The organism is Paenibacillus sp. FSL M7-0896 (assembly GCF_037975415.1).
GTDB classification, from domain to species: Bacteria; Bacillota; Bacilli; order Paenibacillales; family Paenibacillaceae; genus Paenibacillus_AQ; species Paenibacillus_AQ silagei.
Map to the genome: position 1 here is coordinate 2,258,568 of NZ_CP150250.1, position 13,053 is coordinate 2,271,620.

General features: G+C 56.2%; 15 protein-coding genes. 13 read left to right on the forward strand and 2 right to left on the reverse strand.

The window, feature by feature from the left end; translation table 11 throughout:
• Positions 1-50: 50 nt before the first annotated feature.
• The 4 genes from MKY12_RS09440 to MKY12_RS09455 all read left to right on the forward strand — a co-directional run bounded on the left by MKY12_RS09440 (position 51) and on the right by MKY12_RS09455 (position 1,506).
• Positions 51-302 carry a hypothetical protein gene (locus MKY12_RS09440; protein WP_036725259.1) on the forward strand — a complete coding sequence of 84 codons (252 nt, stop codon included), beginning with the start codon at positions 51-53 and terminating at the stop codon, positions 300-302.
• 125 nt (positions 303-427) lie between these two features.
• A complete protein-coding gene (locus MKY12_RS09445; RefSeq protein WP_036702251.1) occupies positions 428-730 on the forward strand; it encodes a heme biosynthesis protein HemY in 303 nt (100 codons plus the stop codon).
• Between the two features lie 42 nt (positions 731-772).
• Positions 773-1,012, forward strand: coding sequence for a DUF1450 domain-containing protein (locus MKY12_RS09450; RefSeq protein ID WP_036725257.1), 240 nt, complete (start codon positions 773-775; stop codon positions 1,010-1,012).
• Positions 1,013-1,077: 65 nt separating this feature from the next.
• Complete coding sequence (locus MKY12_RS09455; protein WP_339313574.1) at positions 1,078-1,506, forward strand: hypothetical protein; 429 nt, start codon at positions 1,078-1,080, stop codon at positions 1,504-1,506.
• A 55-nt stretch (positions 1,507-1,561) separates the two neighbouring features.
• Here MKY12_RS09455 and MKY12_RS09460 read toward each other — a convergent pair whose 3' ends face one another.
• Entirely contained in the window at positions 1,562-2,695 is a 1,134-nt protein-coding gene (locus MKY12_RS09460) for a class I SAM-dependent RNA methyltransferase (protein ID WP_339313575.1), read from the reverse strand.
• Positions 2,696-2,865: 170 nt separating this feature from the next.
• Between MKY12_RS09460 and MKY12_RS09465 the strand changes: the two genes are divergently transcribed.
• Positions 2,866-3,495, forward strand: a complete 630-nt coding sequence (locus MKY12_RS09465) for an O-methyltransferase (protein WP_339313576.1) — start codon at positions 2,866-2,868, stop codon at positions 3,493-3,495.
• 52 nt (positions 3,496-3,547) lie between these two features.
• Here MKY12_RS09465 and MKY12_RS09470 read toward each other — a convergent pair whose 3' ends face one another.
• Positions 3,548-4,768 (reverse strand): MFS transporter, encoded by a 1,221-nt coding sequence (locus MKY12_RS09470; protein WP_036725253.1) that lies wholly within the window; start codon positions 4,766-4,768, stop codon positions 3,548-3,550.
• A gap of 229 nt (positions 4,769-4,997) precedes the next feature.
• Between MKY12_RS09470 and hemE the strand changes: the two genes are divergently transcribed.
• The 8 genes from hemE (at position 4,998) to MKY12_RS09510 (ending at position 13,041) form a co-directional block, all read left to right on the forward strand.
• The gene (gene hemE, locus MKY12_RS09475; protein WP_209874309.1) at positions 4,998-6,059 is read left to right on the forward strand and encodes a uroporphyrinogen decarboxylase; all 1,062 of its coding nucleotides are present in this window, start codon (positions 4,998-5,000) and stop codon (positions 6,057-6,059) included.
• Positions 6,060-6,147: 88 nt separating this feature from the next.
• The gene (gene hemH, locus MKY12_RS09480; RefSeq protein ID WP_339313577.1) at positions 6,148-7,092 is read left to right on the forward strand and encodes a ferrochelatase; all 945 of its coding nucleotides are present in this window, start codon (positions 6,148-6,150) and stop codon (positions 7,090-7,092) included.
• Positions 7,089-8,549, forward strand: coding sequence for a protoporphyrinogen oxidase (gene hemG, locus MKY12_RS09485; protein WP_339313579.1), 1,461 nt, complete (start codon positions 7,089-7,091; stop codon positions 8,547-8,549). Before hemH ends, hemG begins: the two co-directional genes overlap by 4 nt.
• Positions 8,550-8,679: 130 nt before the next feature.
• A complete protein-coding gene (locus MKY12_RS09490; RefSeq protein WP_339313580.1) occupies positions 8,680-10,080 on the forward strand; it encodes a CapA family protein in 1,401 nt (466 codons plus the stop codon).
• A gap of 19 nt (positions 10,081-10,099) precedes the next feature.
• Positions 10,100-10,831 (forward strand): glycerophosphodiester phosphodiesterase family protein, encoded by a 732-nt coding sequence (locus MKY12_RS09495; protein WP_339314837.1) that lies wholly within the window; start codon positions 10,100-10,102, stop codon positions 10,829-10,831.
• A gap of 60 nt (positions 10,832-10,891) precedes the next feature.
• The gene (locus MKY12_RS09500; protein WP_339255344.1) at positions 10,892-11,515 is read left to right on the forward strand and encodes a fumarylacetoacetate hydrolase family protein; all 624 of its coding nucleotides are present in this window, start codon (positions 10,892-10,894) and stop codon (positions 11,513-11,515) included.
• 25 nt (positions 11,516-11,540) lie between these two features.
• A complete protein-coding gene (locus MKY12_RS09505) occupies positions 11,541-12,353 on the forward strand; it encodes a DUF92 domain-containing protein (protein ID WP_339314839.1) in 813 nt (270 codons plus the stop codon).
• A gap of 76 nt (positions 12,354-12,429) precedes the next feature.
• Positions 12,430-13,041 carry a helix-turn-helix domain-containing protein gene (locus MKY12_RS09510; RefSeq protein ID WP_339255346.1) on the forward strand — a complete coding sequence of 204 codons (612 nt, stop codon included), beginning with the start codon at positions 12,430-12,432 and terminating at the stop codon, positions 13,039-13,041.
• Positions 13,042-13,053: the final 12 nt, after the last annotated feature.

Here is a 13,053-nt window from a genome sequence, read left to right on the forward strand (position 1 = left end):
GCGGCGGTGTCCTTTGCTGCTTACACAGATTACACAGGGAGGCATAACTCATGAAATTCAGAAAACTGTTGTCACTCAAACAATGGTCTCATATATTCCGCAGCTCCTGGCATTATATCGTTTCGCCAAATGTGGCTATGGCCGACAAGCTGCTGTTCACGATTCCGGCGCTGCTGTACTGGGTGCTGCCCGATTTCATGCCGTTTATACCGATTGACGATATTGGCGTAACGATGCTGCTGATGGGCTGGTTCACAGCGCGGATGGACCGTAAATACGCGGCGCTGCACAGCGGAAGATGACATTTTAGCGACGATTGTACCTTTAAGTGTGGATGTCCATCTCCTAATGGTTGCTTTATCCTCCCATATTCCTTAAAATGAATTATTGAGTATTTAAAATATAGAGGCCTGGGAGATGGAATCGAATGAACGTCAAAATTACCCGCAACGCGGCTAAAGTGATAAAGAAAACCATGGAACTTGAAGGCAACAGTGAGCTTAAGCTTCGTGTAGCAATTACACATGCCCATGGCGACCATGCCCACTACGGACTGGATCTGGACACGCCTAAGGAGAACGATGTTGTAGTCTCCACTGACAAGGATATCGATGTCATTCTTGATCCGAACCAGCCCCTGCTGGATGGAGTGAAGATTGATTATCTCTACTTGCCCGAAGAAGGTTTCGTGATTACTAATCCGTCTAAAGGAAATCATGGCGATCACTAGTTGATCCGCCCGTATTTTACGGACATAAAGAAGGGTTGCTTCATGGCTAACGATATAAGATTATGTGACGAGTGCAATCATATCAAAATGAAAAGCATCGTGCCCAAGCTGCTGAAGATGGCACCGGATGCCGAGATCAAGACAGGCTGCATCTCCTACTGCGGACCGTGCGGCAAACGCCCGTTTGTCTACATCAACGGCCGCTACATCAGCGGACCGACGGAAGACGAGGTGCTGGCCAAAGCGGAAGCCTTCGTCAAACGGCCAGTGGAGAAGAAGTAATTCAGATCTGCTGCGCCTGCAGCATCGTACAGCCCCCGCGTTATTTGCGGGGGCTGTTTTGGTATGTGGAGGGGAGCGGGGCAAATGTAATCGAAAAACCGACCACATTGAGCAGCGCGGAGGTGAGCGGACCAAATGTAATCGAAAAACCGACCACATTGAGCAGCGCGGAGGTGTGCGGACCAAATGTAATCGAAAAACCGACCACATTGAGCAGCGCGGAGGTGAGCGGACCAAATATAGTCGAAAAACCGATCACAATACGCAGCGTGGAGGCGAGCGGACCAAATATAGTCGAAAAACCGATCACAATACGCAGCGTGGAGGTGAGCGGACCAAATGTAGTCGAAAAACCGATCACAATACGCAGCGTGGAGGTGAGCGGACCAAATGTAGTCGAAAAACCGATTACAATACGCAGCGTGGAGGCGAGCGGAGCAAATGTAAACGAAAAACCGATTACAATTGGCCCCGCAAACGCAAAAAAGCCATAAGTCCGCAAGCACAGAGTGCTTCATGGGACTTATGGCTTCTTAGGCTTAATATTGTCTATTTCCGCGGAGGCAGCGGCCCCAGGTATTGATAGTATTGGCATTCGATCCGGCCGTTGTAGAGCTTGCGGCGCTTGTCCGCCTTGCGTCCGTAGTATTGCTCGAACTCCTTGTACGGGCTGATGGCGAAGAACGACCAGGTCGGCACGTAGAGCATCATCTCGCCGAACTGGCGGGTCAGCTTCTCCACTTCCTTGTCATTGCTGATCCGCTCGCCGTAAGGCGGGTTGGTGATGATGCAGCCGTATTCGCCTTCCGGCCGGGCCTTCGCAGCGGCCATATGCTTGAACGTAATCTCACCGGAGAGTCCGGCGCTCTTCGCCGCCGCCTCGGCGATCTCAATTGCTGCCGGATCGATATCCGTTCCAGTCAGCTGCAGCGGGTAATCGTCACGCACCGCATCGAAGGCTTCTTCGCGGGCTTCCTCCCACAGGCGCTGCGGAATCTCCGGCCAGTGCTCGGATGGGAAGGAGCGGCGCAGGCCTGGCGCGATATTCCAGGCGATCATCGCAGCCTCGATCAGAATCGTGCCTGATCCGCAGCAAGGATCATAGAGCGGACGATGGCCGTTCCAGCGGCTGAGCTGGATCAGAGCAGCAGCCATAGTCTCCTTCAGCGGCGCTTCCGTAGCCTGGCGGCGGTAGCCACGCTTGTGCAGGGCCGGGCCGGTGGTATCCAGGGTGATCAGCGCGATATCATTCAGCAGAATCACTTCTACCACATACCGTGGGCCGTTCTCGGGGAACCATTCAGTGCGGTACGACAGCTTCAGCTTCTCGACAATGGCCTTCTTAACGATCCCTTGGCAGGCAGGTACGCTGGTCAGCTGAGATTTATGCGAACGGCCCTCTACCGGGAATTCGCCGTTCTCGGGTATCCAGTCCTCCCAATTTATCGCCTTCACTCCTTCGAACAGCTCATCGAAGGTCCGGGCCGGGAACTGGCCCATCTTAACCAGTACACGGTCCGAGGTACGCAGCCACAGATTACAGCGGCAGATGTCGATGTAATCCCCGCTGAACAGGACCCGTCCGTTCTCGACCGTGGTCTCATAACCCAGCTCGTTTAATTCGCGTGCTACTACAGCCTCCAGCCCCATGGGGGCGGTGGCGATCAATTGTAATTTGCCCAAGTGCGCTCAACTCCGTTTAACTTGTGGATAAATACGTATAGCCAGTACAATAAGAATAACTGGTTTGTCATCTGAACCTGTAGAACGTTCAGCTTACAGTATAGGGTAAGGAAGAGTTCTGCACAATGCCTGTCCGCAGGCACACACACCCATTCAAGAGGAGAATACATATGCAGAATCAGGAAGAGTACAGCGAACAGCTATATACAGAAGATGAATTATTGCTCCAAGTCAAAGCAGCCATCGCCGCCAAAGGCATGCCGGAGGTGTCCATTGCCCCGGGCTACGGCAGACTGCTGACGATGCTTGTGACCCTCTCCCGCTCAGCAAACCTGCTGGAGATCGGGGCGCTTGGCGGCTACAGCGGAATCTGTCTGTGCCGGGGACTCACGCAGGAAGGCCGTCTTACCTCTTTGGAGCTTAAGGCTGAATATGCAGAGCTGGCACAGAGCCATCTGCAGCAGGCGGGCTTCGGCGACCGGGTGGAATACCGGACCGGCCCTGCACTGGACAGCCTGAAGCTGCTCGAAGCACAGGGGAACAGGTATGATTTCTTCTTCATCGATGCCGATAAGGAGAACTATCCGAATTATCTGGAATATGCGATCCGGCTTGCTTCGCCGGGGGCGATTATTGCCGGGGATAATATTTTTCTGCGCGGCCGCACGCTTAATACGGAGAAGAACGGACCGGCCGTCCAGGCTATGCGCCGCTTCAATGAGATGATAGCGGGCGATCCCCGCCTGGCCAGCACACTGCTGCCTGCCTATGACGGCCTGGCGCTGGCAATGGTGAAATAACTTGTGCTACACCAGCCACACCAGTTATACCGCCCATAAGAGAAGCAGCCTGTTAACGGAATAGCCGGGGTTCAGTCTTCTTGTACAGCTTGATCCGCACCCAGACCGTATTGATCAGCAGGAATGCACCGGAGACAATGAACAGGCCTTCAATCCCGATATAACCGGACAGGAATCCGCCGATTACCGCACCGAGCATATTGCCGAGCGCGAGCGTACTGCTGTTGAAGCCAAACGCCCGGCTCTCCTTGCCGTCAGGCGTATAGGAGCGGATCAGGGCGTTGACGCTAGGCAGCAGGCCGCCCATGAAGACGCCCATCAGGAAGCGGACGAGAATCAGCTGCCAGACACTGGTCACGAACGCCTGCGGGATCAGGAACAGAGCGGCGCCGATCAGCGCAAAGGTCAGTATCCGGTGCGCCCCTACCTTGTCGCTGAGCTTGCCGAGCAGCGGCGAAGCGAGCATATTCGAGATACCGGTCACTGCACTGACCATACCTGCCCAGAAGGCAAGGTCCACGGTGGTGCCGTGCAGCTTCTCAACATAGAGCGGCAGCAGCGACATGGGACTGACCATGGCGAACTGCAACAGGAAGGTCACGCCGAACAAGGCGGGAAGCTGCGGTACCTTCGCCAGTTCCTTTAAGCCTTCCAGCACGGATACCTGAGGCACCTGTGCTGCTTCTGCCCGGTCGAATTTCTCTTTGACCAGGAATAACGCCAGCAATGAAGCAACGAACAGCAGCGCGCCGACCACATAGAAAATCGGTCGGAACCCGATCCAGTCCGCCAGTAAGCCGCCCATTAGCGGCCCCAGAATCGTTCCGGCTACCGCGCCGGACTGCATCAGGCCCATCGCGAAGCCCATCTTCGGTTTCGGTGTGGTGCCTGAGACCAGCGCGACAGAGGCGGGGTTGAAGCCGGAGATGGTTCCGTTCAGCAGCCGGAGCAGCAGCAGCTGCATCGGGGACTGGGCGAAGCCCATCAGCACAATAACAATCGCCATGCCGAAGCTGGAGCGCAGGAGCATAATTTTGCGTCCGTATTTGTCGGCAAGCTTGCCCCAGAGCGGCTGGAAGATGAACGAGGTCAAGAAGTTGGCGGCAAAAATAAGCCCGGCCCACATCCCGATTGCGCGGTCGCCGGTCACCCCCAGATCTTTGGCGAGATAAAGCGACAGAAACGGGGTAATCATAGTCATGCCTGCATTCACCAGAAACTGGCCGAACCAAAGCACCATGAGGTTGACTTTCCAGGTCTCCCAATTCTTCAAAGTGCTTTCACTTCCTTTCAGGGGATTCAATGTTACAGAGTTCACGAAAAATTGACATTATATCAGTATATCATAGTTTTTCAGCGGGACAATGCAACACATGTCATAGTAATGTCATGGGATTGTCATTCCCTTTCGGGTGAGGCGGTTGTTAGCCGCTTACAAAAGGGGCATAATAATGATATGTGTTTTTTCACAGTATTCTATTAAATCTAATGGAGATCTTATCATGACCTACAACGACACTTTTATCCGTGCCTGCAGACAGCAGAACACGGAGTACACCCCCGTATGGTACATGCGGCAGGCTGGCCGGTATGATCCCGACTACCGTACGATCAAGGAGAAATATTCGCTGCTTGAGATCTGCAGGCAGCCTGAGCTTGCGGCTGAGGTGACACTGATGCCTGTGCGCAAGCTGGGCGTGGACGCGGCGATTCTGTATTCTGACATCATGAATCCGGTGGCCTCCCTCGGTGTGGATTTTGACATTGTGAAGAACATCGGGCCGGTTATTGAGAATCCGATCCGCTCCGCAAGTGATGTGGACCGGCTGAAGCCGATTGATGTGGAAGGCGATCTGGGCCATATACTGGAGACCATCGCCATACTGGACAAGGAGCTGGACGTTCCACTGATCACCTTCGCCGGGGCTCCGTTCACCATCGCCAGTTATCTGATCGAAGGCAGACCGTCCAAGACCTATCACCGCACCAAGGAGCTGATGTTCAGCCAGCCTCAGGTGTGGGAGAAGCTGATGGAGAAGCTGGGCGATATGGTTATCGCCTATCTGCGTGCCCATGTCGCCAGCGGCGGGAAGGCGTTCCAGCTGTTCGACAGCTGGGTCGGGGCGCTCGCTCCACGTGATTTCGGGCAGTATGTGCTGCCGACGATCACCCGGATTTTTGCCGAGTTGTCTGATCTGGAGGTTCCGAAGATCTACTTCCCGGGTGTCAGCTCAGGGGAGCTGCTCCCCAGCCTGACCAAGCTGCAGGCCGATGTGATCGGACTGGACTGGCGGGTAAGCATTACCGAAGGGCGGCGCAGACTGGGCGGGGGCTATGCGGTTCAAGGCAATCTGGATCCATATCTGCTGACCGCGCCGATGGATATGCTCAAAGCCCGGGCCAAGGAACTGATCGATGAAGGCATCACGCAGCCGGGGTATATTTTCAACCTGGGACATGGATTATTCCCTGAAGCCTCACTCGATACGCTCAAGGAATTAACGGATTACGTGCATGAGTATTCGGCAGCAGCAATGAAACAGGCGGCACCGCCGCTGGCCTAGTTGAAGAAATAGCATCAAGATGGCAGCAGCCTTTGCTGCTCTCTTTGCTGTATAGGACGTTAATTAATTCATAAAGGGGATGGAAACCGTGGCCAACAAAATTGGAGTACTCGTGATGTCGTACGGCACGCCTGAGAGTCTTGAGGATGTAGAGGCTTATTATACGCATATCCGCCGGGGGAACGCTCCCTCTGCTGAGCAGCTTAAAGAGCTAACTGACCGCTACAAGGCGATTGTCGGCGGGGTTTTTCCGCTTAGAGAAAATACCGACCGTCAGGTGGAAGCCTTGCAGGCCAAGCTGAACAGCGGGCAGATCCAGTATGTTTGCTACCAGGGTCTCAAGCATGCCAGACCGTTCATCGAGGATGGTGTCGAGGCTATGGTCCGGGACGGAATCAAGCAGGCGATAGGCATCGTGCTGGCTCCGCATTACTCCGTGATGAGTGTAGGAACCTATATCAAGCGCGCCAAGGAAAAAGCTGAAGCCTGCGGTATTCATATGGAGTTCGTTGAGAGCTACCACATGCACCCCGAACTGATCGATGTGCTCAGCCGGAGAATAACTGCCAAGCTGGACGAGTTCGAAGAAACGGGCGCTTCGCGCGAGGAAGTGCGCGTGTTGTTCAGTGCACACAGTCTTCCTGAACGTATTCTGGCGATGGGCGATCCGTACCGTGACCAGCTGCTGGAGACCTCTCAGGCCATTGCCGCTCAGGCGGGGGTGGAATCCTGGCAGTTCACTTGGCAGAGTGCGGGCCGGACAGCGGAGCCTTGGCTGGGCCCGGATATTCTCGATACGCTGCGTGAGCTGGCCGAGAGCCAGGTGAAATACGTGCTGTCAGCCCCGATCGGCTTCGTCTCCGACCATTTGGAGGTGCTGTACGATCTGGATATTGAAGCGCAGCAGCTTGCCTCCGAGCTGGATATGCGTCTTCTGCGGATTGACTCGCTGAACAGTGATCCGGCCTATATGTCGGTGCTCAGCGATGTGGTGCGTACGAAGGCGAACCAGTTGAAGGTGAATCTGCCATGACGGCATCACCCCGCAAGGTAGTTATTATCGGCGGAGGCCTTAGCGGGCTCAGCGCCGCGTTCTATATCCGCAAGTTCTACCGTGAGGCGGCTGTACAGCCGGAGATTACCTTAATCGAGAAGGACAAGGTCCTTGGCGGCAAAATCGAGACACTGCACCGTGACGGCTTCGTGATTGAGAAGGGCCCGGATTCCTTCCTGGCCCGTAAGACGGCGATGGTCGATCTGGCCAGGGAGCTGGAGCTGGACCACGAGCTGGTAAGCACGAATCCTAATGCCAAGAAGACCTACATTCTGCAGCGTGGCAAGCTTCATCCGATGCCTGCCGGTCTTGTGCTGGGCATTCCGACAGAGCTGAAGCCCTTCCTGAAGAGCGGTCTGGTCTCCTTCGGCGGCAAAATGCGGGCGATGATGGATTTCGTCCTCCCGCCCCGCCGCAGTGCGGAGGATGAGTCGTTAGGCGATCTGATTGAGCGCCGTCTTGGTACAGAGGTGCTGGAGAATATGACGGAGCCGCTGCTGGCAGGGATCTATGCAGGGGATATGCGCAAGATCAGTCTTCAGGCGACCTTTCCGCAGTTCGGTGAGGTCGAGCGCCAGTACGGCAGTCTGATCCGTGGAATGACCACCGGCAGGAAGCCGGTGGAGACCCATACGGGAACGAAGAAAAGCGCCTTCCTCACCTTCCGGCAAGGGCTGCAAAGTCTCGTGCATGCGCTCATCCATGAGCTGCAGGATGTCCGGCAGCTCACGGGGACAGGAGCGGAATCCATCCGTGTTCTGGGAGGTGCCGGTTCTTCCGGCGCTGCCCGTTATGAGGTGGAGCTTGAGGGCGGTGAGTTGCTGGAAGCAGACGACATCTACATTACGGTGCAGAACTTCGCAGCCGCAGAGCTGCTGCGTCCCCATGTGGATGTCTCGGCGCTGGATGCAGTGAACTATGTATCAGTAGCTAATGTGGTTCTGGCGTTCACCCGGCAAGATATCGTTACTGAATACGACGGATCGGGCTTCCTTGTTCCGCGTAAGGAAGGGCGGAACATCACCGCCTGCACCTGGACCTCTACCAAATGGCTGCATACCAGCCCTGACGATAAGGTACTGCTGCGCTGTTACGTGGGACGGTCAGGGGATGAACAGAATGTGGAGCTGCCGGATGACGCGCTGGCGGAGCTGGTGCGCAAGGACCTGAAGGAGATTATGGGGATCACCGCAGCGCCGCTGTTCACTGAGATCACCCGGCTGAGGTCATCCATGCCGCAGTATCCGGTCGGCCATCCCGGCCGGATTTCCGGCCTGCGCAGCGAGCTGGCGCAGAAGCTGCCCGGCGTCTATGCTTTTGGCGCAGGCTATGACGGCATCGGGATGCCGGACTGCATCAAGCAGGCGAAGCTTACGGCTGAGACTGCCGCAGCCAGCCTCACGAAGCTGCCGGAGCCGGCGGGAGCTACAATCTAAAAGCAACGGTGGAGCGGAGCAGTGGCGCTCCACCTTTTTTTATGAGAGGCTCCGTTCCCGGCTTGGAGCGGCAGCTGATAGATATGCTATAATAGAAACACTTTAAGGGTAAAGGAGATTACTTGGACTCATGTATCCGCCGAGATCAGGCAATAGACAAGGCAAGAGACAACATAGCAGGCGACGGCGCAGAAGGGTCTGGGCGTGGGTCAATGTGGCGCTGCTGCTGATGATTACCGCAGCACTCGCTTATTCATTCATGGATGACAAGGACCCGCAGGGCTCTGCTGCTCCGCCAGCGGCGCTTGTCACATCCCCTTCACCAGAAGCTGATGCAACGGCGGCCGTCCCTGCAGAAGCCGTACCTACAGCGGCAGAGACTGGGACGGAGGCTACAGCCACTGCTGAGCCTGCTCCGGAGGAGACACCGGAGGCTTCTCCAGTGCCTGCGGCGACCACGGAAGCTTCGGCTACGCCTGCACCGTCACCAACGGATCAGGCAACCCCTACGGATGCATCGCGGGCCACAACGGGAAGCAGCAGCGGGCTGGTCGCAGGCTTGCCGGAGAATACCTCCGGCGGGAGTGTGAAGCTGAGCTTTGCCGGAGATATCATCTTCAGCGGAAAAGCAGGCGCACTGCTGGAGCAGAAGGGCTACGATTATTCCTACAGCGCGCTGGATGGAATGTTCAAGAAGGATGACCTCACGGTAGTCAATCTGGAAACGCCGATTACTACACGCGGGGTTGGGGCCAAGAACAAGCAGTTTGTGTTCAAGGGCCCGCCGAAAGCACTGGACGCGCTCAAAGCCGCCGGTGTGGATGCCGTCAATCTGGCTAACAACCACACGCTGGATCAGGGGGAGGAAGGTCTGCTGGACACCCTGAAGCATTTGGGCGAACGCGGAATCCCTCATGTGGGGGCAGGGCGGAATAGCCAGGAGGCCTATTCGGCGCAGTATTTTGAACGTAATGGAATTAAGATTGCCCTGCTGGGCTTCACCCGGGTGATGCCGGTGATTGAATGGAAGGCGGAAGCGGGCAAGCCTGGCCTTGCCTCGGTGTATGACAGTGCGGAAGCGCTCAAGGCGATTGCCGCAGCCAAGCAAAAGGCCGATGTTGTCGTTGTCGTCGTCCATTGGGGACGGGAGCGGATGGAGCAGTATGACAAGACCCAACAGGCGCTTGGGCATAGCTTCATTGATGCCGGAGCCGATCTCGTGATGGGCGGCCATCCGCATGTGCTGCAGGGAATTGAGCCGTACAAAGGCAAATGGATTGCCTACAGCACAGGCAACTTTATTTTCACACGCGGCTCCATCCCGGCGACTTGGGAGACGGCGGTATTCCAGGCGGAATGCAGCAAGCAGGGGCAATGCGCTCTTAAGCTGAAGCCTATGGATGCCGAGCTGGCGCAGCCGGTGCCGATGAATGAAGCCGACGGGCAGCTACTGCTGCACAGAATACAATCTATTTCTTCCGGCCTGATCAAGGTCCGCAATGACGGTACCGTAACCCAAGCGGTGAAATAGCCGGAGGTGCGTATCAATGATGAACAATATGTGTGTAGCCCACCGTGGTTTTTCCGGTAAAGCCCCTGAGAACACATTGGCTGCCGTGCGGATGGCGATTGCGCTGCCTTTTGTACGCTGGATGGAGATTGATGTGCAGCTGACGAAGGACGGGGTGCCTGTGGTCATCCATGATTATTCCCTGGACCGCACGACTAATGGACACGGCAAGGTGAAAAATATGGATTATGAACACATGCGGCGGCTGGATGCCGGTAGCTGGAAAGGGCGTGCTTTTCGTGGAGAGCGGGTGCCTTCCCTGGAAGAGGTGCTCTCTCTGGCGTCAGGCCGGCTGCGGCTGAATATCGAACTGAAGACGGTGGGGGACATGTATCCCGGTCTTGCGCAGGCGGTCATTGATCTGGTGAATGCCAGGGGAATGCGTGAGGAAGTGGTGCTGACCTCGTTCGATGCCGGCGTATTGCGGCGAATCAAGGAGCTGGACGCGCGGTTCCATACAGGGCTGATCTATGACTCCAGATCCGGTAATCCTGCGGATAAGCTTGATGAGCTGGGCTGCTCCTTCTTATCCATCAGCTATGACCGGCTTAGCCCGCTTCTGGCCACATCCCTGATTGAACGCGGGGTGCAGGTGATGGCCTGGACCTTGAACAAGGGCAAGGAAATGCGCCGCCTGTCGGAGATTCATTCCGATATTATGATCTGTACGAACCGTCCGGATATTTGGGGCGAACTCTTTTTGAAGGCCTAATAAGGATTGCAGCATTGCAGTATGAATTCCAATTCATAGAGGAAGAGAGCTGACGGAACAATGAGCAGTGCGATCAATAATGTATACTGTGTAGGACGCAACTATCAATTACATGCGGAGGAGCTGGGCAACAAGGTGCCTGCCGAGCCGCTGATCTTCCTGAAGCCGTCTCATGCTGCCGTGGCCCTGGATAAAGCGATCATCCATCTGCCCAAGGACGCCGGACTGATTCATTACGAGGGGGAGCTGGTGCTGCGCATTGCACGTGATTACGTGCCGGGGATGAGTGTGCAGGAGCTGGTGGATGTGATGGCGCTGGGCCTCGACTTCACGCTCCGTGATGTGCATAATGATCTGCAGCGCAAGGGGCTGCCGTGGACGGCTGCCAAGGGCTTCAAGAACGCAGCTCCGCTGACCCCGTACATGGCATTGCCTGAGGAAGAGGAACTGGAGGCCACCGACTTTACCGTCCGCAAGAACGGGATTGAGGTTCAGCGCGGGAACGTGAAGAACATGATTTTCTCCTTGCAAAAAATCGTTGAATTCATTGCCGCCCGCTACGGGCTGGGCAAGGACGATATTATCTTCACCGGAACTCCCGCCGGTGTAGGTCCTGTAGTGGCGGGCGATTCGTTCGAGCTGTTCTGGGGCGATACCCTCATGGGCACCTGCCTGATCGGTTAAGGCGATGCTCTCAGGACTTGAAGTGCTGCAATGGCTGATCGGGGTCTGCGGTGCGCTGCTGGTTGCCGGGGCCGCTTACTGGAAGCAGTCGCTTAGCTTCTCAGGAATGGTGGCGGCAGTGGTTATGGGGACGATCTATTTCGGCGCGGGGAATCTGTTCTGGTTCGGTATCCTGCTCGTGTTCTTCATCTCTTCAACCCTGCTGTCGAAGCTGCATCATGAGAATAAGGCAGAGCTGGAGGCCACGTATGACAAAACCGGACGCCGCGACGCGGGCCAGGTCTTCGCCAACGGCGGACTCGGGATGCTGGCCGTTCTGCTGAACGCGGTCTATCCGCTGGAGCTCTGGGGCTTCCTGTTCATCGGGGTGATGGCTACTGTGACCTCGGATACATGGGCGACAGAGATCGGCACGCTGGCCCGGAAGCCTCCCCGGTCGGTGCTGACCGGGAAGGTGCTGCAGGCAGGCACCTCCGGCGGCGTATCCCTGCCCGGGACGCTGGCCGCAGCGGCGGGAGGGGCGCTCATCGGTGCAGCCTCCTGGCTGCTGCGGGCGGCCTCCGGCATGACGCCCCATGCCTTCTGGCTGCTGGTGCTGGCCGGACTGCTGGGCGGGCTTGCGGGAGCTTTTGCCGACTCGGTTCTGGGTGCTACCGTGCAACGGATGAACCGCTGTACGGTCTGCGGCCGCGAGGTCGAGGCCTCCAAGCACTGCGGGAAGCCTACGGTATACGCCAGGGGCTGGCGCTGGATGGACAATGATACTGTAAATGCTGTAAGTTCTATAATAGGCGGTGCTGTAGCGCTGCTGGTCAGTTATATCAGTTACATAGGATAAGGACGGACCTGAGGATTAAGCCGGCCGTTGCGTTATCCGGTAACATACAGGATTCTATGGGTTGGGAGGTGAACCGTTGAGCAGTGCATCCGTAGACAAACATGCAGCTATTCTGGATGCCGCTTATGAGCTTTTCGGTTCAGGCGGCTTTTATGAGACCAAGATGTCGGAAGTGGCCGAACGTGCAGGCATTGCCAAGGGTACGGTCTATTTATATTTTAAAAGCAAAGAGGAGCTCTTCATGGCGGTTACCCGCCGCGATTGTGAAGGCTTCCTTGAGCAGCTTGAGGGTAAGCTGAGGACCTGCTCCGCAATGACAGACAAGCTCTCCGTGATTGCAGAGCATCATCTGTTCTATTACTATGAGCGCAAGCAGCATACGAAGCTGTTCTTCCGTGCGCCTAACAATAACCCTGAGCTGGTGGCGTATATGGCACAGTTCATGGAAGCCTATATGCAGGCTGTGGTGAAGGTGCTGCTGGAAGGCGGGGCTACCGAGCCGGAGCTGATGGCACAGTCGTACATCGGTATTCTGGACCGTCTGAAGATGGATATCCTGTTCGACCCTGAGTTTGCCGAGGCAGATGCGGATAAGAGGGCGAAGTTTGCGGCCAGGCTCTTTATCAATGGGGCACTGGGCAGCCTGGATTCGGCGCTGGGCGACTTCCCTGCTGAAGCTGAATCTTAAGAGAGTACAGCT